Source organism: Actinokineospora sp. NBRC 105648 (genome assembly GCF_030269645.1).
Classification (GTDB): domain Bacteria; phylum Actinomycetota; class Actinomycetes; order Mycobacteriales; family Pseudonocardiaceae; genus Actinokineospora.
On record NZ_BSTR01000008.1, the window covers coordinates 101,925 to 122,148 of the forward strand.

Here is a 20,224-nt window from a genome sequence, read left to right on the forward strand (position 1 = left end):
GGACCTTGTCATTTTCAGCGGGTCAGGATCCTGTTGCCTGCGAGCGGAGTCGGCCTTTCCGGGTGCGGTTGGGTTAGAAGTCTTCGTCCAGGGACACCGAGCCTGCGACTGCCACCTGGTAGGCCGAGACGCGGCGTTCGAAGAAGTTGGTTAGTTCTTGGACGTCTTGCAGTTCCATGAAGCCGAACGGGTTCTCTGCGCCGAACTCCGCTGGGTAGCCGAGGCGCACCAGGCGTTGGTCGGCTACGTAGCGGAGGTATTGGCCCATCTCGCCCACGTTCATGCCGGAGAGGCCGTCGCCGCATACATCGCGGGCGAATTCCAGTTCGCAGTCCACCGCCTCGGTGATCATTCGGACGACCTCCTCGTGCAGTGCGTCGTCGAAGAGCTCTGGTTCCTCTGCGCGCACGGTGTCCACCACGCTGAAGGCGAAGGTCATGTGCATGGATTCGTCGCGGAAGACCCAGTTGGTGCCGGTGGCCAGGCCGTGCAGCAGACCCCGTGAACGCAGCCAGTAAACGTAGGCGAAGGCGCCATAGAAGAACAGGCCCTCGATGCAAGCTGCGAAGCAGATCAGGTTGAGCAGGAACTGCCTGCGGTGCGCCTTGGTGTCGAGTTGGTCGAGGTCGTTGATCGAGTCGATCCAGCGGAAGCAGAACTCGCCCTTCTGGCGGATGGACGGGATGTGCTCGAGCGCGGCGAATGCCTGCACGCGCTCGTCCGGGTCGGGCAGGTAGGTGTCGAGTAGCGTCAGGTAGAACTGGACGTGCACGGCCTCCTCGAACAGCTGGCGGGAGAGGTAGAGGCGCGCCTCCGGGGCGTTGACGTGCTTGTAGAGGTTGAGCACGAGGTTGTTCGCCACGATCGAGTCGCCGGTGGCGAAGAACGCGACCAGGCGCTTGACCAGGTGGTGCTCGTCGGGGGTGAGCTTGGCCAGGTCGGCGACGTCGGTGGCGAGGTCGACCTCCTCGACGGTCCAGGTGTTGCGGATCGCGGCGCGGTACTGCTCGTAGAAGTCGGGGTAGCGCATCGGGCGCAGGGTCAGGTCCATACCGGGGTCGAGCAGGGTGGTCACTGGCATGCCTCGCAGGTCTCGGGGTTCTCCAGGGAGCAGGCGATCGCGTCAGCCGCTGCCACCGGGGTGGTCGACGGGTCGACTGTGTCCGTTGTGGACTGCGCCGACACGGTGGTCTGCTGGATCCGGGTCGCCGGGCGGGAGCGCAGGTAGTAGGTGGTCTTGAGTCCTGCGCGCCAGGCGTAGGCGTACATCGAGGAGAGCTTGCCGATGGTCGGGTTCGCCTGGAACAGGTTGAGCGACTGGCCCTGGTCGACGAACGGCGTGCGCGCCGCAGCCAGGTCGATCAACGCCTTCTGCGGAAGCTCCCAGGCGGTGCGGTAGAGCAGGCGCAGGTCGGCGGGCAGGTCGAGGCCCTGCACGGAACCTTCCGCGGCCTTGATCGCGTCCCTGGTGCGCCGGTCCCAGCGGCCCAGTGCCTTGAGGTCGGCGACCAGGAAGGGGTTGAGCTGCAAGAACTCGCCGGACAGGGTCTCGCGCTTGAACACGGTGGACACGATCGGCTCGATGCACTCCGAGCAGCCCGCGATCGAGGCGATGGTCGCGGTGGGCGCGATCGCGACGGTCAGGGAGTTGCGGAGTCCGGTGTGGATGATCCGCTCGCGCAGCGCTGCCCAGCGGGCGGGTTCGGTGATCGCGGCGTCGGGGTAGTGGTCGACGTGCAGCACGCCGCGGGCGGCGCGGGTCTGGTCGTAGGCGGGGTGTGCGCCCAACTCCTCGGCCAGCGCGGCGGAGGTCTCGTACGCGGTCAGCGCGATCCGCTCGGCGATCTTGGTCGACAGCGCCAGCGCCTCCGGTGAGTCGAAGGGCAGGCGCAGCGCGAAGAACACGTCGGCCAGGCCCATCACGCCCAGCCCGATCGGGCGCCACCGGCGGTTGCTGCCCGCGGCGGGCGGGGTCGGGTAGAAGGACAGGTCGATGGTGCGGTCGAGGAACCGGACGGCGGTGCGCACGGTGCGGTCGAGCCGGTCCCAGTCGAGGTCCTGACCGTCCACATGGGACTTGAGGTTGACCGAGCCGAGGTTGCACACCGCGGTGGTCTCGTCGTCGGTGACCTCGAGGATCTCGGTGCACAGGTTGGACAGGTGTACCACGTTGCCCGGCTCGGCGGTCTGGTTGCAGGAGCGGTTCGCCGCGTCCTTGAAGGTCATCCAGCCGTTGCCGGTCTGGGCCAGGGTGCGCATCATCCGGCCGTAGAGCACCCGGGCCCCGATCGTCCGCTCGGCCAACCCGGCGTCCTCGGCGGCCCGGTAGGCCGCGTCGAACTCCGCGCCCCACAGGTCGGGCAGGTGCGGGACGAGCTTGGGGTCGAACAGCGACCAGTCGGCGTCGGTCTCGACCCGGCGCATGAACTCGTCGGGCACCCACAGGGCCAGGCTGAGGTTGTGCGTGCGCGCGGCCTCGTCACCGGTGCTGTCGCGCAGCTCGAGGAACGCCTCGACGTCGGCGTGCCACGGTTCCAAGTAGACGCACGCGGCCCCCTTCCGCTTGCCGCCCTGGTTGACCGCGGCCACCGAGGCGTCGAGGGTGCGCAGCCAGGGGACGATGCCGTTGGAGGCGCCGTTGGTGCCGCGGATGAGCGAGCCGCGGGAGCGGATCCTGGTCCAGGAGACGCCGATGCCGCCCGCGAACTTCGACAGCCGGGCAATCTCGCCGTACCGGTGGTAGATCGACTCCAGCTCGTCGCGCGGCGAGTCGAGCAGGAAGCACGAAGACAGCTGCGGGTGGGTGGTGCCGGAGTTGAACAGCGTGGGCGAGCTGGGCAGATAGGCCAGCTGGCTCATCAGGGCGTAGAGCTCGGCGGCCTCCTCCGGCGAGTTCGACAGTCCACACGCGACTCGGAGGAAGAAGTACTGCGGGGTCTCCAGGACCTGGCGGGTCTCGGGGTGCCGGAGCAGGTAGCGGTCATAGATTGTACGCAGGCCGAAATAGCCGAGGTTGTCGTCGGCGGACTCGTCGACCGTGGCGTTGAGGGCGTCCGCGCCGGCCGCCACGAAGTCGGCCAGCCGGGCCGAGACGACACCGAGGTCGTGCGCCCGCGCGATGGCGGCGGCGAAGGTGGGGACGGCGACCTCGTCCCGGACGTGCTCGGCCAACAGGCGCGCGGCGAAGGAGCTGTACTGGGGTTCCTCACCGACCAGGCTCGCCGCGACGCGGATCGCGAGCTCGCGCACCTCCTCCGGCGGCGCCCCCGGACGCGTCCCGGCCCGAACGGCGGCCGCGACCCGCTCCACGTCCACCTCCGGCAGGTCGGCCGGAAGCCGCCGCAGCGGCACGTCGGTCACTGTCATCTCGCACTCTCCTCGTGTGCAATCCGGGACACGAGACGCGCAGGGACAGGCGGGCACGCCGCCTGTCGTCCGCGTTGACCCATCCACGAGGCCCGGGACCAAGCGCGCACCGGGCTCGGCACGCGCACTGGTGGCAGGTCTTCGGACTCGTGGGCGGTCGCGCTCTTCCTACTGGCCGTCGCTTCCCAGACCAGAGGCCCAGTGCTCGTGACGGCGGTCGTTCCCACTCACCGCTGCGGGACAGTCCCGGAGTCGCACCGGGTTCCCTCTTGCCTCGCCGCTCTGGCGAACCAACCAGCGAGCGTGAGACTACATGTTGGGGTCAGCGGCAGTGACCACCCCTAGATGATGGGCGTGTCGGAGGTTCGACTTGCTTCGACGGGGTGTGTGGGTGTACGTCGGCCCGCCGCCGCGGGGTGGTTCGCGGTGCCGCCCGCAGGTGTCCGGGAGAGCGGCTCGCGCGATGCGATTCGCGTGGCCTGGGAAAGGTCAGAGGGACACCGCTTGGTCCTCGACCAGGGAGTAGGTCTTGTCCATTCCGGAATCGCCCACCTGTGTCACGCGGGTGGGGAACCTGGCCAGGAACTCGCGGAAGTTCCGGCAGCCGTAGTTGACCTCGTCGAATGACGGGTCGAGGGTGCGCAGCTTGGACTTCAGCGCGGACGCCGTCGGGGTGTCGGTGGTGAGCATGCCGAAGGCGCGGACCAGCAACTGCTCCGCCTCGGCCAGGTCCGCGTCCACCACGCTCGGCGTCTTGATCGCCGGATCCGCCTCCGCGACGAGCGCGCCCCAGAATCGGTATTGCGTGCACACCGACACCAAACGCTTGCTGGCGCTCGCCTTCGTGCCGACGCCGATGACCTGCTTGCCGTGTTCACGCAGGCGCGTCACCAGTGGTGTGTAGTCGCTGTCCCCGGTCGCCAAGACGAAGACGCCGACCATCGGGTGCGTGATCAGCGTTTCCATCGCGTCGACGGCCAGTCGGATGTCCGCGGCGTTCTTGTGCTGGCCCGCGCCGCCCCAGCGGCCGATCTGGACCAGGTCGACGCCGTTCATGGCGAGCTCGTTCTGGTGGTTGCCGAACTTCGGGTTGGCCCAGTCGGCGTAGGCGCGGCGGATGGAGGCGTTGCCGAAACCCCGGCAGAGCCAGCCCAGGGCCTTGGCCGGGACGGACTCGCCGTGGCCGTCGAACTCGTTCGCCGCGCCCAGGACCAGGTTCTCGAAGTCCAGGAACACCGCTACCTGACCGAAGTCCCCGTCGAAGAGCGTCTTGGTCGGTTCCATCAGGTACCCCGCTTCGTCGTGATCACAGCAGGCGATAATCCTTGACGGACAGCCGGGGGCCGAAGCGGGGTTTGCGGAAGCCGCTGATCTCGATGTAGCGGACGACGCGTTGGCGGTGCGGCGCGTAGGGGGCGAGCAGGTCGAGCATGCCCCGGTCGTCGGTCTTGCGGCCGGACAGCGCGTAGCCGACCAGGGCCGGGATGTGGAAGTCGCCGACGCTGACCGCGTCCGGGTCGCCCCACGCGCGCTGGGCCACTTCGGCCGCGGTCCACACGCCGATGCCGGGGACCTTGCGGAGCAAGAGCCTGCCCTCGACACCTCTTAGCTCAGCCGCGCGTTCAAGCCTGCCCGCCACCTGAGCCGCAGCGATGATCGCGCGGCGGCGGGCGCTGTCGACGCCCGCCCGGTGCCACTCCCAGTCCTGGATGCCGAGCACGGCGGTGGGCGTCGGCGGCACGAACATCCCGGCGGGCGCGGGTCCGGGCGCCGGGACGCCGAAGCGGCGGGCCAGTTCGCGCCAGGACTGGCGGGCCTCCTGGCCGGTGACCTTCTGCTCCAGGACCGCGGCCAGCAGCGCGTCCCACACCCGGCCGGTCGCGCCCAGGCGCAGCCCCGGGCGGGACCGGCGGACCTCGGCGATCAGCGGGTGGTGGGCCTGGAAGTCGCGGTCGTCGTCCTGGGCGCCGAGCAGCTCCGGGACCCCGTCGACGAGACACTCCGCGCCCGCGCCCCACGCGGTGGCGTGAACGGCGCCCGCGGCCACTCTCAGCCGAAGGGTGCCGGGGCCGCCGGGGGTGTTCGCGGTGAGCCAGACGCCGTGGTCGTCTTGCCGGAACGCCGGGTCTTGACCGCCCCGCCGGAGGGGGCGCAGGGGTGTGCCGAGGTCGAGCGGGAAGCCCGGCACCCAGTGCCGGGCCCGCTCGTCGCGGGGCGGGGCGGACGTCATCACGGCGACCGTACCCGCCGGTTGGTTACAGTGGCGCCACCAGTGCGCCACGTCGGAGACCAAGGACGAGTAGCTCAGTGACCTCGACAGACCTGCACGTAGTCGTACCGGCGGGCGGTAGCGGTACCCGGCTGTGGCCGTTGTCGCGGGCCGCGAACCCCAAGTTCCTGCACGCGCTCACCGGCACCGACCGGTCGCTGCTGCAGGCCACCTTCGACCGGCTCACCCCGCTGGCCCCGCCCGAGCGACTGCTGGTCGTCACCGGCACCGCGCACGCCGCCGGGGTCGCCCGGCAGCTGCCCGACCTGCCCGACCGCAACATCCTGGTCGAGCCGTTCGCCCGCGACTCGTGCGCGGCGATCGCGCTGGCCGCCGCGGTGATCGCCAAGCGCAGCCCGGGCGCGGTGATGGCCTCGTTCGCCGCCGACCACCTGATCACCGACACCGTGGAGTTCGGGCACACCGTCGACCGCGCGGTCGAGGGCGCGCGCGAGGGCAAGCTGATGACCATCGGCATCACCCCCACGCGCCCGGAGACCGGGTACGGCTACCTCCAGTGCAGCGAACCGGCGCAGCGGTCGGTGATCCAGCGGGTGCTGGAGTTCAAGGAGAAGCCGTCCCTGGAGGTGGCCACCCGCTACGTCGAGTCGGGCAGCTACCTGTGGAACGCGAGCATGTTCGTCTGGCGGGTGGACGTGTTCCTGGCCGAACTGCTGGCCAAGCGCCCGGACGTGGCCGAGCCGATCCTCCGCATCGCCGCCGCCTGGGACACCGACGACCAGGAGGACGTGCTGGCCGAGCTGTGGCCGACGGTGCCCAAGGTCGCGGTGGAGTACGCGGTGATGGAGCCCGCCGCCGAGGAGGGCAAGGTCGCCACCGTGCCCGGCGACTTCGGCTGGAGCGACATCGGCGACTTCGAGACCGTGGTGCAGCTGCTGGGCACCGACATCGGCCACGGCGGCCGCACCTTCACCAACGGCTACCCGGCCAGCCGGGCGGTCGTGGTGGACGGCTCCGAGGTCATGATCGTCCCAGCCAGTGGGCGGCTGGTGGCCACCCTCGGCGTGCACGACCTGATCGTGGTCGACACCGCCGACGCGGTCTTGGTCTGCGACCGCGACCGCGCGCAGGACATCAAGCGGCTCACCGAGATCCTCCGCGACCGCGGCGACATCGACTGCCTGTAGGAAATCCCGCGTTGATCGGCCGGGCCCGCTGACGCGGCGTGCCCGGCGGGCTACCCTGGACCGAACACGATCGACGCAGGAGAGACACATGGATCCCCGTGACCGGGCCGACGCCATCCTGGCGCGCGCCCGCGCGCGCGGCGCCTACGTCGTCACCCCGGACAGCGCCATCTCCCCGATGGACGCCGCCGCCACCCTGCAGATCCCGCGCGCCGTGGTCGCCGCGATCGACGAGGAGGACCCGGACGTGACGCTGGTGTTCCCGGTGGCGGCGATCCAGGCCGAACTGCCCGCCATCGCGCAGGAGGCGACGACGCAGTCGTTCCCGTCGCCCGCGCGGCCGGTGCCCCGGCAGTCGGCACCGGGGGTGGAACGGGTGGAGGGAATGCTGCCGACGGTGCGACAGCATCCTGGGCGGCCGTCGTTGTCGCAGCGGTTGGATGGGGATGGGCAGGCTCGCTGATCCTGGCCCTTTGCTGCCTGGGTTTCGGCCTGGTGGGTTTTTCTGATTTTCGTTGCCCGGCTTACATGCGGGGCTCGATCTAGTGAACTCACTTCGTGCGGGGCCCCTAGAGCACCGCGGTGGGAAAAAGCGTGGGGAGAAGGGCATCCCCACCACAGGTCAAGTTTAGCGGTACTCCTCCCCCACACGAAGCGAGTCCACTAGATCGAGCATTCGTAGCGGGGCGGCGGTACCAGCGGGCTTGGTATTCTGGCGCGTTCCAGCGGGGGCGGGATTCTCGCCCTTCCTTCCTGGCTGCTTCCCTGCTTCCCTGCTTCCCTGCTTCCCTGCTTCCCTGCTTCCCTGCTTCTTCCCCTCGTTGAGTCCCTAGCCGATCGTTCTTTCCTTGCCCCGCCCCGTTCTTACCTGCCCTCGCCGCTTCCCTGCTTCGCCGACTTCTTAGCTCTTGCCCTCTTCCTTGCCCTGCCCCCTGCTCTCGCATTGCCCTCTCCCCCCTGTCCGACCTCTGCCCTCTTTCCTTCCCTCACCTCTTCCTAACCCTCGCCCCTTTTCTTCCCCTTCCCCTTCTCCTCTTCCCTTTCCCCTTTTCCTTCCCTCTTTCCTGCTCGTCCGGTCAGCGGGATTCGATCCGCAGTCGCAGCGCCAAGCCTGCTCGGACCGCCCAGCGCAGTGGTGCCCAGAGTGGGCCCTGGTGGTGGTCTGCGATGTAGCGGTAAGCGCTGTCGTGGTGGGCCTTCAGCATGACGTTCGAGGACTTCGCTGTGGAGACGCCCTGGATGTGCATGACCTTCGCGGTCGGGACGTAGATGTTCTGCCAACCGGTTTGGGTCAGGCGTTCGCCTAGGTCGACGTCCTCGAAGTACATGAAGTAGCGGGAGTCGAAGCCGTCCACCGAGTCCCAGGCGGATCTTCTGATGAGGAGGCAGGAGCCGGAGAGCCAGCCTGCCACGCGTTCGGTCAGCGAGGTGGCCGACTGCTTGTACGACCTCGTCCACGGGTTGCCCGGCCACACCTTGCCCAGGGCCGCGTGGCCGATTCCCTTGCCCAGGGAGGGAACCTCGCGGGCCGACGGGTAGACGGTGCCGTTCCGTTCGGTGATCAGTGGGCCGAACGATCCGCCCCGGGGCCAGCGGGTGGTGGCCGCCAGCAGTTCGTCGAGTGAGCCCTCGCCCCATTCCAGGTCGGGGTTGGCGATGACTATCCAGCCGTACTCCGGGCCCAGTTCGGCGACACCTCGGTTCGCGCCGGAGCCGTAGCCGAGGTTGCCGCCGGTGCGGACCAGGGTGACGTGTTCGTGGGTGGTGGCGGCGGCCTCGGGGGCGCCGTCGACGGAACCGTTGTCGGCGAGGATGACCTCGACGGGGCGGGTGGTGGCCTTGGCGAGGGTTTCGATGAACCGCTCCAGGGTCTCCCCGGGCGAGTACGTCACGGTCACCACGGCGAGCTGATCGCCGTATTCGGTCGGTTCAGCGGTCACGACCCGACATTGTGCACGCTGCTCAGCGTGCCCTGCGGTGCAGGGTTAGCGCGCGCCCGTAGGCCGCGCGGTGCGCGGTGGCGCTGGTGTGCCAGGAGAACTCCTTGGCCCGGCGCTGTGCCGCCGCCGAGAGGTCGGCTCGTCTGCCCGGGTCGTCGAGCAGGTCCGCCAGTGCCGCGCCGATGTCGCCCGCGCCGACTCCGCAGTAGGCCACGGCGTCGCCGCCGACCTCGGGCAACGACAGCCTGCGGGTGGTCAGGACGCAGGCTCCGCAGGCCATTGCCTCCAGTACCGGTAAGCCGAAGCCCTCGCCCAGGCTCGGATAGGCCACCAGTGCAGCGCCGCCGAGGAAGCCCGCGAGGTGCTCGAAGGGCAAGTAGCCGGCGCGGATCACTCGTAGGCGGTGCGGGACGGCGTCGAGTGCGCGTTCGACTTGGCGGTCCCAGCCGGGTTGTCCGGCGAGGACGAGGGTCGGGGGTTCGGCCTGGCCGCGCGCGGCGGCGGCGAAGCCCCTGACCAGGGCGGGCACGTTCTTGCGCGGCTCCAACGCCCCTAAGAACGCGACGTACGGCGCGGTGCCCAACCCCAGGAGCGCCCGGGCGGCGTCCGCCTCCTCGGGTGACGGCGGGTGGAACCGGTCGGTGTCGACGCCGTGCTGGATCACCGCCAAGCCGTTCGGGTCGGCCCCGGCGACCCTGGTCAGCTCGGTGGCGGTGGCCGCGCTGGGCACCACGCACAGCGAGGCGCGCAGCAGCGCCGCCTTGGTCCAGGCGCGGAAGAAGCGGGCCTTGATCGAGTGGTGCAGGACGGCGTCGGTGAAGAACGTGGCGTCGTGCAGGGTGACCACGGACGCGGTGGGGGTTGCCAGCGGCATCGTGTAGTGCGGGGAGTGCAGCACGTCGACGCCCAGCCTGCGCACCAGCCGGGGCAGGGTGGTCTGCTCCCAGGTCAGCCGGGAGGTCCGGGTGGTGATCGACTCCGAGGTCGGCACGAGTCGCGCGGTCGGGGCGATCTCGGCGTACAGGTCGGCGTCGCGCGGTTGGCACACCACGCTGAGCGCGGCGCCGTCGGCGGCCAGGGCGGCGACCAGCGAGTCGACGTAGCGGCCCACCCCACCCCGGTCGGCCGGGACGGCGGTCGCGTCGATCAGCACACGCGGGTCGGCCAGGGACACGCGGCCTAGGGTACGACGCCCACCGTGGCCATTTCTCACCAACGGGTGAACTTCCCACCGGTCGAGTGGCGTCGGGCGTACAGGTGCACGTGCACCGCCCAGACGGCTTCGGCGGCGGCGCGCCAGGTGAAGTGCGCGGCCCGGGCGCGGCCTGCCGCCGCCATCGCGGCCCGCTGATCAGGCGATTCGATGACGCTGCGCAGCGCTGATGTCCACCCGGACGGGTCTGCGGCGGCCACCGAGATCCCGGCGCCACCGGCCACCTCGACCAGGGCGGGCGCGTCCGAGTGGACCACCGGGACGCCGGCGGCCATCGCCTCCAGCACCGGCAGCCCGAACCCCTCGGCCCGGCTGGGCGCGGCCAGCACGGTGGCCCTGGCCAGCACGGTCGCCAACTCGGCGTCGGTGATCCTGCCCAGTACCCGCAGCCGGTCCGGGGGCAGGCCGTGCCGCTCGGCGAGCGCGGTCAGGTCGACCGCGCCCCAGCCCGGCGGCCCGGCCAGCACCAGCGGCACGTCCAGCCCGGCGACTGCCTCGACCAGCACGTCCAAACCCTTGCGCGGCTCGCGCGTGCCCACTGCCAGCACGTACGCCGGGGGCATGTCGACCTCGGCCGCGGGCACGCGCAACGCCTCGGCCACCCCGTGGCCGACGACGTGCACGGGTGCCGGGCCGGGCGCGTGTTCGGCGAGCTCGGCGGCGACGGCGGCGGTCGGGACGATGATCGCGTCGGCCCGCCGAGTTGCCCGGCGGATCACCGCGCGGTGCCAGGCCGCGCCGCGCGGGGTGAGCGTCTCGGGGTGGGTGAACGGGACGGTGTCGTGCACGGTGACCACCAGCGCCCGCCCCCGCTTGGCCGACGCGGGCGCCAGCGGGGTCGGGGCGTGCAGCACGTCGCCACCCGGCCACAGCGGCAGGCCGCGCTCCCAGGCCAGGGTCAGCGCGCGGCGGGGCAGCGGCAGCCCGCGCGGGCCCGCGACGCCGGGGATGGCGGCGGGGGCGAGATCGCGGTGGCGAGCCGTCACCCCGGTGACGGTCCACCCATCGGGTGGTGCCGCCGCGAGCGCGGCGGCCAGCTCGCGGGTGTAGCGGCCGGTCCCACCGGGGACCGGGGCGAGGAGCTGCTCGGTGAGCACGACGAGCTCGGGCACCCGCCCACGGTACGGTCGGCGCCGTGGAAGCGCGCACGACGGTCGTCGTGGTCACCTGGCGTGGCCGGGCGCACGTGGGCGCCTGCCTGGACGCGCTGGCCGCGCAGACCCGTCCACATCGGACGGTCGTGCTCGACAACGCCTCCGACGACGGCACATCCGCCCTGCTGGCCGCGCACCCGAGCGCGCCCAGCACCATTCGACTCGACCACAACGCGGGCTACGCGGGCGGGTTGGCCGCCGCGCTGCCCGCGGTGGACACCGAGTACGTGGCCTGGCTCAACGACGACGCCGCGCCGTCGGCCGACTGGCTGGCCGCCCTAGAGGACGCCCTCGACGCCGAGCCGCGGGCGGGGGCGGCCAGCGCCGGACTACACCGACCGGACGGTTCGGTTCAGTCGATCGGCGTACGGCTCACCCCGCTCGGGTATGGAATGGACGTCACCGAGGGTGAGATCTTCGGTTTCTGCGGGGGTGCGGCGCTGCTCCGCACGGCCGCGCTCGCCGACGCGGGCGGCGTCCCGGGCGACTTCTTCTGCTACTACGAGGACACCGACACCTCGTGGCGGCTGCGGCTGCGCGGCTGGACCGTCCTGTCGGTGCCCGCGGCCCGGGTGACCCACCTGCACGGCGCCAGCAGCAAACCGGGCAGCCGGTCGTTTCACCGGTGGAACGAGCGCAACCGGTTGCTCGTGCTGCTGCGCTGCGCACCGCTCGCGGTCGCGGTCCGTGAGATCGCCCGGTTCGCGGCGATCACCGCGGTCCTCCCGCTGCGCCGATCGGCACCGGCGGCGGCGAACTTCGACGTGCGGCTGCGGTGGGGCGTGTTGACCGAGGTCGCGGCCCGTCTGCCGGGTGTCGTGGGCCGGCGGCGGGCGATCAGTCGGCGGTGCGCGATCGGCCGCACGGCGGTGTGGCGGCAGGCGCACGGCGGAGGTCAGGCGTCGGTTTCGGGCGGTTGAGCGCCCATCACGCGCTGCGATGAGGCACGCTATGCGCAGGAACCGCGCGAGGAGGCAGGCTTGGCCGAGGGGACGTCGACAGCCGCGTCGAGACTGCCTGTGCTGTCGGTGGTGGTGGTCAACTACCGGGGGGCCGACGACACCGTCACCTGCCTGCGCGCGCTGCGGTCCGATCTGGACTACCCGGCCGACCGGCTCGAGGTCATCTGCGTGGACAACGCCTCCGGCGACGGCAGCGTCGAGCGGCTGCGCGCGGTCGAGGGGGTCCTGGTCGTCGAGTCGGGGGCCAACCTCGGGTTCGCGGGCGGCTGCAACCTGGGGACCCAGCACGCGAGTGGCACTGTCCTGGCGTTCCTCAACAACGACGCCCGACCGCACCCCGACTGGGCCCGCGCGGCCGTGCGGGTGCTGGCGGCGCAGCCGGACGTGGCGGCGGTGGCCAGCAAGGTCCTGGACTGGGACGGCGAGCGGATCGACTTCGTCGACGGCGGCCTGACCTGGTTCGGCATGGGCTACAAGCGCCACGCGGGCGAGCTCGACGACGGCCGATACGACGCGCCGCGCGACGTGCTGTTCGCCACCGGGGCGGCGATGTTCGTGCGCACCGGGGTGTTCACCGAGGTCGGCGGCTTCGACGAGCGGTTCTTCATGTTCTACGAGGACGTCGACCTGGGCTGGCGGCTGAACCTGCGCGGCTGGCGGGTCCGCTTCGAGCCCGGCTCGCTGGCCTTCCACCGGCACCACGCCTCCATGTCCCAAGTAGACACCGAGGACAACGCCCGCGAGCTGTACCTGTTGGAGCGCAACGCGTTGGCCGCGCTGTACAAGAACGCCTCCGACGCGACACTGGCCAGCGCCCTGCCCGCCGCGCTGGCCCTGGCCATCCGCCGGGCCACCGCGCGCGGCGGGATCGACCCGACCCAGCTGGAGATCACCCGGCGCGACGAGGACACCGCGGGCGACCACGACACGGTCGCGATCTCGCGGCCCGCGCTCGCGGGCGTGCTGGCGATCGACCAGTTCGTCGAGCTGCTGCCGTCGCTGGCGGCTTCGCGCGCCGTCGAGCAGGCGGCCAGGGTGCGCTCGGACGCCGACCTGCTTCCCCTGCTGCGCAAGGCGATGGAGCCTGCGTACCCGCTGCCGCGCTACCTCGCCGCGCACGACATCCTGGTCGAGGCATTCGGCTTGGAGCGCGTCTTCGGCGGCAGGCGCAAGATCCTGGTGATCACCGGGGACGCCATCTCCGAGCGGATGGCGGGCCCGGCGATCCGCGCCTGGCACATGGCCGAGGTGCTCAGCGCCGAGCACGAGGTGCGGCTGGTGACGGTGAACCCGGTGTGCGCGCCGCCCGAGGCGCCGTTCCCGGTGGTGCGCGCCAAGCACCGCGAGCTCGACCCGCACGTCGCCTGGGCCGATGTGGTGGTGCTGCAGGGCCACGCGCTGGAACTGGTGCCCGCGCTGAAGAAGCCGGGCTCGACCAAGATCGTCGTCTGCGACGTCTACGACCCGATGCACCTGGAGCTGTTGGAGCAGGGCAAGGACGAGGTCGCCGAGCAGCGCGAGCTGGACCTGGCCGGTGTCACCAAGGTGCTCAACACGCAACTGGAACGCGGGGACTTCTTCCTGTGCGCTTCCGAACGGCAGCGCCACTTCTGGCTCGGTCACCTGATGTCGCTGGGCAGGCTCACCCCGGCGCTCTACGACGCAGACCCGACGGTCCGTTCCCTGCTCGCGGTCGTCCCCTTCGGACTGTCGGGCAAACCGCCGCAGCAGTCCCGCTCGCCGATCAAGGCGGGTATCCCGGGCATCGGCGCGGGTGACCGGGTGGTGCTGTGGGCGGGCGGGGTCTACAGCTGGTTCGACCCGCTGACCCTGATCACCGCCATCGGCACCCTGGCCCGCCGCCGCCCGGACGTGCGGCTGGTCTTCCTGGGCATGCGGCACCCGAACCCCGAGGTCCCGGAGATGGACATCAGCGCGCAGGTCCGCGCGCTGGCCGGGCGGCTGGAGCTGACCGGGCGGCACGTGTTCTTCAACGAGATCTGGGTCCCCTTCGACCAGCGCCAGGACTGGCTCCTCGACGCCGACTGCGGCGTGACCACGCACTACGAGCACGTGGAGACCACATTCGCCTTCCGCACCAGGGTGCTCGACTACCTGTGGGCGGGCCTGCCGATCGTCACCACCGACGGCGACTCCTTCGCCGAACTCGTCCGCACCGAGCGCCTCGGCGTAGTCGTCCCGGCCGAAGACCCGGACGCATTGGCCGAGGCACTGGAGCGGGTCCTCTACGACGCGGAGTTCGCCCAGGCGTGCCAAGACCGGATCGCGGTCGTCCGCGAGCGGTTCACCTGGGAGAACGTGCTGGCACCACTCACCGCCTTCTGCCGGGACCCACGCCCGGCCGCCGACCGCTTGGCGGGCGCGGAAACCCTGGTCCGCAAACCCGGCCTGGGCGCGGCAGGCACCGTGCGCAGGGATCTGGGCTTGGTGCGGGAGTACCTGGACGTCGGCGGCCCCGGCGAACTGGCCAAACGCGCGGCCGGCCGAGTCCGCCGAATCGCCCGAGAGCGCCTGTCCGGGGGTCGACACGATGCCTAAGCCGATCCGAGTCCTGATCGACGGCACACCACTGCTGGGCAACCGCACCGGCATCGGCCGCTACACCGGTGCCCTGGCCGAGGAACTGGCCTCATCGTCCCATGTGGACATGCGCGCGGTAGCCTTCACCTTGCGCGGCTGGCGGGCGCTGCGCCGCGTGCTCCCGCACGGGGTGCAGGCGCGCGGCATCCCCGTCCCGGCCCGCTTGCTGAGGTTGGCCTGGCTGAAGGCACCGTTCCCCCCGGTCGAGCTGTTCGCCGGCCTGACCGATGTCGTGCACGGCACCAACTTCGTCCTACCAGCGGCCTTCCGCGCGGCAGGCGTGCTGACCATCCACGACCTGAACTTCCTCGACCACCCCGACGAACTGAACCGCTTCGACACCCACCTACCGGAACTGGTCGGCCTGTCGGCACGCCGCGCGGGAATCATCTGCACCCCGACCCGTGCTGTCGCGGAACAGGTTGTGGAGCGCCTTGAGGTGTCCGAGGACAAGGTCCGCGTCACTCCGCTGGGAGTAGACCCAGCCTGGTTCACCGCACGACCACCAAACCTGGACTTGGCCCGAAAGCTCGGTCTACCAGCGCAGTACTTGCTCTTCGTCGGCGCAGCAGGCCCACGCAAGGCACTGGAATGGCTCTTGAAAGCACACGCGGCAACCCCAGAACTCCCACCGCTGGTACTGGTCGGCCCCGGCCACCGCTCGTCCGACCAGCGCGTGATCACCACTGGTTATCTCTCGGAGAGCGACCTCCGCAGCGTCGTAGCGGGAGCAGGAGCCCTGGCCCTGCCATCCCGAGACGAGGGCTTCGGTCTACCGGTGCTCGAGGCAATGGCTTGCGATGTCCCGGTCGTGTGCACGGATATCCCGGCACTGCGCGAGGTAACAGGCGGCCACGCGCGGCTCGTTCCGTTCGGCGATACAGAGGCACTGGCCACAGCCCTCACCGACGCACTGGAAAACCCGGCAGACCCCACCACCATCTCGACTCGCCGCACCCACGCGGCCACCCACACTTGGCGCCGATGCGCAGAACTGACAGTGGCCGCATACCGAGCAGCAGCAAACCGGTAACCACCACACCACCAGCCTTACACCGCCGCTGCGCTGGCCCCCGCTATCCCCGGCCCCGACCTGGCCCCAGCCCAGCCCGGGTATCGCCAACGCCAGCCCAAGCCCCGGGGGCCTCGGCCGCCAAATCTCCGCCCCGCCACCACACCCCCAGCCCCAGCCCCAGCCCCAATGCTTTTGGTCATTCTTTCATTCCTATAAGCAACCCCGCTGGTTCCGGCGGCCCCGCTACGGATGCTCGATCTAGTGGACTCCCTTTGTGTGGGGGAGGAGTGCCGCTAAACTTGACCTGTGGTGGGGATGCCCTTCACCCCACGCTTTTTCCCCACCGCGGTGCTCTAGGGGCCCCGCGCAAAGGGAGTTCACTAGATCGAGCGCCCGCTCTTAACTTGGGCAACCTGTATGGGCTACTTTTGTTGGCTGAGCGTAGCTCGTACAGGTTGCCCGACTAAGACGCAGGCTCGATTCACTGAACTCACTTCGCGCGGGGCCCCTAGAGCACCGCGGTGGCGAAAAAAGGGCGGGTGAAGGGCATCCCCACCACACGGCAAGTTTAGCGGTACTCCTCCCCCACACGAAGCGAGTCCAGCAAATCGAGCACACGGGTGGCGGGTGTTGCGTACCAGCGGGCTTGGGATCCTGTTGCGTTCCAGCGGGGGCGGAATCGGTCGCGCACCAGCAGGGACTCGGGTTCTGGCGCGTTCCAGCGAGGGCGGTTCTGACGTTCGAGTAAGGGCGGGATCCTGTTGCGTTTTGGCGGATACAGAGGACTTCTTGATCAGCTCACGCCGGCGAGAAGCCGCCCGGGTGTGCTTTGAAGGCTGCCGTCAGTGCCTCTCGCCAAGGGCGCATCGCGGGCAAGCCCGCCTCCAGCCAAGCCCGGTCCGACAGCACCGAGTACGCAGGCCGCGCTGCCGTCGTCGGGTAATCCGCAGTGCCGCATGACTTCACCCGGGACGGATCCGCGCCCAACTCCTCGAACACCGCGCGTGCGAAGCCGGCCCAGGTCGTCGACCCGGTCCCAGTGCAGTGCAGCACCTTCGATGCCGGCGCGTCCCCCTCGACCACCCGAGCAGCCAATGCCGCCAACGCCCTGGCCAGGTCCCCAGTCCAGGTCGGCGACCCGACCTGGTCGTCCACAACGGACAACGTCTCCCGGGAAGCCTCCAGGCGTGCCATGGTCTTCACGAAGTTGGAGCCGAAAGCCCCGTAGACCCACGCGGTCCGCACGATCCAGGACCGTGCTCCCGAGCCCAGCACGGCCTCCTCCCCGGCCAGCTTCGTCAGCCCGTAGACCGACCGAGGACCGGGAGCATCGTCCACTTCGTACGGACGGTCCGCGTCCCCCGGGAACACGTAGTCCGTCGACACGTGGATCAATGGCACACCTCGTGACGAGCAGGCTGCCGCCAAGACACGGGGTCCGTCGGCGTTCACCGCGAAGGCGCGTGCGCGGTCTGTCTCTGCCTTGTCGACCGCCGTGTAGGCGGCGGCGTTGACCGCTACCACCGAGTCTCCGCGCGCCCGCGCTGAATCGGCCGCTGTGGACACTGCCTCGATGACCGAGCCCGCGTTGGTCAGGTCGAGGTCGGCGGACCCCGGTGCGTGCACCTCGAGGTCCAGCCCGGCCAGCTCGCGCCCGAGTTGTCCGCCACCGCCCGGTACCAGGAGAACGAGGGCCATGGTCAGGCCCCGGGGAGCGCGGCGCGCTGCTTGAGGGGTTCCCACCAGGCGCGGTTGTCGCGGTACCACTGGACGGTCTCGGCCAGGCCGTCCTGGAACGAGACCCGGGGCGCGTAGCCCAGTTCCGAGGCGATCTTGGTGATGTCGACCGAGTAACGGCGGTCGTGCGCCTTGCGGTCGATCACCGGCTGGACGAACGACTCGTCGGTGCCGGTGGCCGCGAGCAGCAGCGCGGTCAGCTCGCGGTTGGTCAGCTCGGTGCCGCCGCCGATGTTGTAGATCTCACCCGCCCGGCCGCCGTCGGCGACCAGCTGGATGCCGGTGCAGTGGTCGTCCACGTGCAGCCAGTCGCGCACGTTGAGGCCGTCGCCGTAGAGCGGGATCTTCTTGCCGTCCATCAGGTTCGTGGTGAACAGCGGGATGACCTTCTCCGGGAACTGGTACGGCCCGTAGTTGTTCGAGCACCGGGTGACGCACACGTGCAGGCCGTGGGTGCGGAAGAAGGACCGCGCCATCAGGTCCGAGGACGCCTTGGACGCCGCGTACGGGGAGTTCGGCTCCAGCGGGTGGGTCTCGGGCCACGAACCCTCGTCGATCGAGCCGTACACCTCGTCGGTGGAGACGTGCACGAACCGGCCGACGCCCGCGTCCACGGCCGCCTGCAGCAGGGTCTGGGTGCCGAGCACGTTGGTGAGCACGAAGTCCGCCGACCCCAGGATCGAACGGTCCACGTGCGACTCGGCGGCGAAGTGCACGACCAGGTCGACCCCGGACACGGTCTCGCGCACCAGCGCCGCGTCGGTGATGTCGCCCTCGACGAAGCGCAGCCGCTCGCTGCCCGCCACCGGGTCGAGGTTGGCCCGGTTGCCCGCGTAGGTCAGCTTGTCCAGCACCACGACCTCGGCGTCGGCCAGGCTCGGGTACGCGCCGCCCAGCGCCTGCCGTACGTAGTGCGACCCGATGAAGCCGGCACCGCCGGTCACCAACACCCGCATGTTCTGTCCACCTGTCCTCGTCGTCGCCCCAGAGTGTTCCACGTCGCTGTAAACGTCGACGCTCCCCGAACCGTGTTACCGGTGACGGCACTGAGGTGACAGCACTGACAGCCAGACCACACCGTCCTGGGTAGCCTGGGGCGTACAGGTCGGGACCGGGGAGGAGCGTGCGTGGACGAGCGTGCGCCTATGGGGGTCGAGAGCGCGCCGGGGGATGACTTACCCGGGCCGCGTCGAGCTCCGCTGTGGCTGCGGACCAGCGCGGCGCTGATGCGGGTCGTCGTGGCCCTGGTCTCGGTCGCGGTGATAGCCGCCACCGGGTACGGCTGGTGGACCTTCGGCGACATCGACGCGAACACCGTCACCACCGACGTCATCGACGAGCGGCCGCAGGCGGGTCCGGAGCCGCTCGACGGCGCCGTCGACATCCTGCTGGTCGGCATCGACAGCCGCACCGACGCCTTCGGCAACCCGCTGCCGAAGGAGGTCCTCGCCATGCTCAACGGCGGCAAGTCCGACGGCGAGCGCAACACCGACACCATGATCTTGGTGCACATCCCGTCGGACGGCAAACGGGCGGTCGCGTTCTCCTTCCCGCGCGACTCCTGGGTCGACGTCGGCGAGGGCTTCGGCAAGCACAAGCTCAACTCCGCGTTCGTCTACGCCTACAACGACGCGCGCAAGACCCTCGGGGCCCAGGGCGTCACCGACGCCAAGGAGCTCGACGCCAAGGCCACCGTCACCGGCCGGAAGAACCTGATCGCCACGATCGAGCGGCTGGTCGGCGAGTCGATCACCATCGACCGCTACGCCGAGGTCAACCTGGCCAGCTTCTACGAGGTCACCAAGGCCATCGGCGGGGTCGAGGTGTGCCTGAACAACGCGGTCGACGAGCCCAAGTCCGGCGCCCGGCTGCCCGCGGGCAGGCAGACCATCTCCGGCGCGGCGGCGCTGTCGTTCGTCCGGCAGCGCTACGACCTGCCCAACGGCGACCTGGACCGGATCGTGCGCCAGCAGGTGTTCCTCGGCGCGCTGGCGAACAAGGTGCTCTCGGCGGACATGCTGGCCAACCCGTCCCGGGCGAAGGACCTGGTCACCGCCGTGCAGAAGTCGGTGGTGCTGTCCTCGAACTGGAACCTGTCCCGATTCGCCGCCCAGATGCAGGGCCTGAGCAGCGGGAACATCGAGTTCCACACCATCCCGACGCAGGGCGAGGCCAAGATCGGCGGCGCCGACGTGATCAAGGTCGACCCGGCCCAGGTCGCCCAGTACGTCGAGGACGTGACCCGCGGCGCGGACCTCGCCTCCACCACGGGCAACCCGTCGACGACGACCACCCCGGCCACGACCACCCCGCGGGACATCGCCACCCCCGGCACGCCCACCACCAGCGGTCTGACCAGGAAGATCACCGTCGACGTGCGCAACGGCTCGACCACCCGCGGCCTGGCCACCACCGTGCTCGACGCGCTCGCCGGCCGCGGGTACGCCCGCGGCGACGTGGGCGACGCGGCCGTCCAGCCCACCTCGGTCATCCGGTACGCGGCAGGCGAGCTGGCCGAGGCCGAGGCGGTGGCGGGCTCGTTGGCGGCCCAGTTCAGCTACGCCGAGGACCGCACCCTGAGCGCGGGACACGTTCGAGTGGTGTTGGGCACGTCGTACCAGCCGGGGTCCACCGCCACCGCCGACCCGGTCGACCCGGTGCGCGCGCAGGTCCCGACCACCACACCGGCGAACACCCCGGCGACGATCGCGGCGGGCAGCGTCCCCTGCGTCAACTGACGCCCTGTCACGATCCGTGATCGACTCCGGCGACTCCGGGTGAATCGCACCGGATCGGTCGGTGACGTTGTCTAGCCTTGT

General features: G+C 70.4%; 15 protein-coding genes and 1 riboswitch. Of the genes, 6 read left to right on the plus strand and 9 right to left on the minus strand.

Annotated elements, in window-relative coordinates:
* Positions 1 to 73: 73 nt before the first annotated feature.
* The 4 genes from QSK30_RS10410 to QSK30_RS10425 all read right to left on the minus strand — a co-directional run bounded on the left by QSK30_RS10410 (position 74) and on the right by QSK30_RS10425 (position 5,596).
* On the minus strand, positions 74 to 1,081 hold the full coding sequence (locus tag QSK30_RS10410) for a ribonucleotide-diphosphate reductase subunit beta (protein WP_285501764.1): 1,008 nt from the start codon (positions 1,079 to 1,081) through the stop codon (positions 74 to 76).
* A complete protein-coding gene (locus tag QSK30_RS10415; protein WP_285501766.1) occupies positions 1,072 to 3,366 on the minus strand; it encodes a ribonucleoside-diphosphate reductase subunit alpha in 2,295 nt (764 codons plus the stop codon). Before QSK30_RS10415 ends, QSK30_RS10410 begins: the two co-directional genes overlap by 10 nt.
* A gap of 115 nt (positions 3,367 to 3,481) precedes the next feature.
* Positions 3,482 to 3,677: riboswitch (cobalamin riboswitch) on the minus strand.
* 178 nt (positions 3,678 to 3,855) lie between these two features.
* Complete coding sequence (locus QSK30_RS10420; protein WP_285501768.1) at positions 3,856 to 4,650, minus strand: NYN domain-containing protein; 795 nt, start codon at positions 4,648 to 4,650, stop codon at positions 3,856 to 3,858.
* Positions 4,651 to 4,672: 22 nt separating this feature from the next.
* Complete coding sequence (locus tag QSK30_RS10425) at positions 4,673 to 5,596, minus strand: DNA-3-methyladenine glycosylase family protein (protein WP_285501770.1); 924 nt, start codon at positions 5,594 to 5,596, stop codon at positions 4,673 to 4,675.
* Between the two features lie 77 nt (positions 5,597 to 5,673).
* On the opposite strand from QSK30_RS10425, the gene QSK30_RS10430 reads away from it, so the two are divergent.
* Positions 5,674 to 6,783 (plus strand): mannose-1-phosphate guanylyltransferase, encoded by a 1,110-nt coding sequence (locus tag QSK30_RS10430; protein WP_285501772.1) that lies wholly within the window; start codon positions 5,674 to 5,676, stop codon positions 6,781 to 6,783.
* Positions 6,784 to 6,871: 88 nt separating this feature from the next.
* Positions 6,872 to 7,246, plus strand: coding sequence for a hypothetical protein (locus tag QSK30_RS10435; protein ID WP_285501774.1), 375 nt, complete (start codon positions 6,872 to 6,874; stop codon positions 7,244 to 7,246).
* A 613-nt stretch (positions 7,247 to 7,859) separates the two neighbouring features.
* Here the strand turns inward: QSK30_RS10435 and QSK30_RS10440 are convergent.
* Genes QSK30_RS10440 through QSK30_RS10450 form a run of 3 tightly spaced genes read right to left on the minus strand, consistent with a single transcriptional unit; the run spans position 7,860 to position 11,048 of the window.
* Entirely contained in the window at positions 7,860 to 8,723 is an 864-nt protein-coding gene (locus QSK30_RS10440) for a glycosyltransferase family 2 protein (RefSeq protein ID WP_285501775.1), read from the minus strand.
* 22 nt (positions 8,724 to 8,745) lie between these two features.
* Positions 8,746 to 9,876: a glycosyltransferase family 4 protein gene (locus tag QSK30_RS10445; protein WP_285501921.1), complete on the minus strand. Its 1,131-nt coding sequence runs from the start codon at positions 9,874 to 9,876 to the stop codon at positions 8,746 to 8,748.
* A 56-nt stretch (positions 9,877 to 9,932) separates the two neighbouring features.
* On the minus strand, positions 9,933 to 11,048 hold the full coding sequence (locus QSK30_RS10450) for a glycosyltransferase family 4 protein (RefSeq protein ID WP_285501777.1): 1,116 nt from the start codon (positions 11,046 to 11,048) through the stop codon (positions 9,933 to 9,935).
* 23 nt (positions 11,049 to 11,071) lie between these two features.
* Here QSK30_RS10450 and QSK30_RS10455 point away from each other — a divergent pair, with 23 nt between their 5' ends.
* Genes QSK30_RS10455 through QSK30_RS10465 form a run of 3 tightly spaced genes read left to right on the plus strand, consistent with a single transcriptional unit; the run spans position 11,072 to position 15,686 of the window.
* Positions 11,072 to 12,010, plus strand: a complete 939-nt coding sequence (locus QSK30_RS10455; RefSeq protein ID WP_285501778.1) for a glycosyltransferase family 2 protein — start codon at positions 11,072 to 11,074, stop codon at positions 12,008 to 12,010.
* Between the two features lie 60 nt (positions 12,011 to 12,070).
* Complete coding sequence (locus QSK30_RS10460; protein WP_285501779.1) at positions 12,071 to 14,611, plus strand: glycosyltransferase; 2,541 nt, start codon at positions 12,071 to 12,073, stop codon at positions 14,609 to 14,611.
* Positions 14,604 to 15,686: a glycosyltransferase family 4 protein gene (locus tag QSK30_RS10465; protein ID WP_285501780.1), complete on the plus strand. Its 1,083-nt coding sequence runs from the start codon at positions 14,604 to 14,606 to the stop codon at positions 15,684 to 15,686. Before QSK30_RS10460 ends, QSK30_RS10465 begins: the two co-directional genes overlap by 8 nt.
* 780 nt (positions 15,687 to 16,466) lie before the next feature.
* On the opposite strand, the gene rfbD is transcribed toward QSK30_RS10465, so the two are convergent.
* Both rfbD and rfbB read right to left on the minus strand, forming a co-directional pair.
* On the minus strand, positions 16,467 to 17,366 hold the full coding sequence (gene rfbD, locus QSK30_RS10470) for a dTDP-4-dehydrorhamnose reductase (RefSeq protein WP_285501782.1): 900 nt from the start codon (positions 17,364 to 17,366) through the stop codon (positions 16,467 to 16,469).
* Between the two features lie 2 nt (positions 17,367 to 17,368).
* On the minus strand, positions 17,369 to 18,361 hold the full coding sequence (gene rfbB, locus QSK30_RS10475) for a dTDP-glucose 4,6-dehydratase (protein WP_285501783.1): 993 nt from the start codon (positions 18,359 to 18,361) through the stop codon (positions 17,369 to 17,371).
* A gap of 171 nt (positions 18,362 to 18,532) precedes the next feature.
* Between rfbB and QSK30_RS10480 the strand changes: the two genes are divergently transcribed.
* Positions 18,533 to 20,143, plus strand: a complete 1,611-nt coding sequence (locus QSK30_RS10480; protein ID WP_285501784.1) for an LCP family protein — start codon at positions 18,533 to 18,535, stop codon at positions 20,141 to 20,143.
* Positions 20,144 to 20,224: the final 81 nt, after the last annotated feature.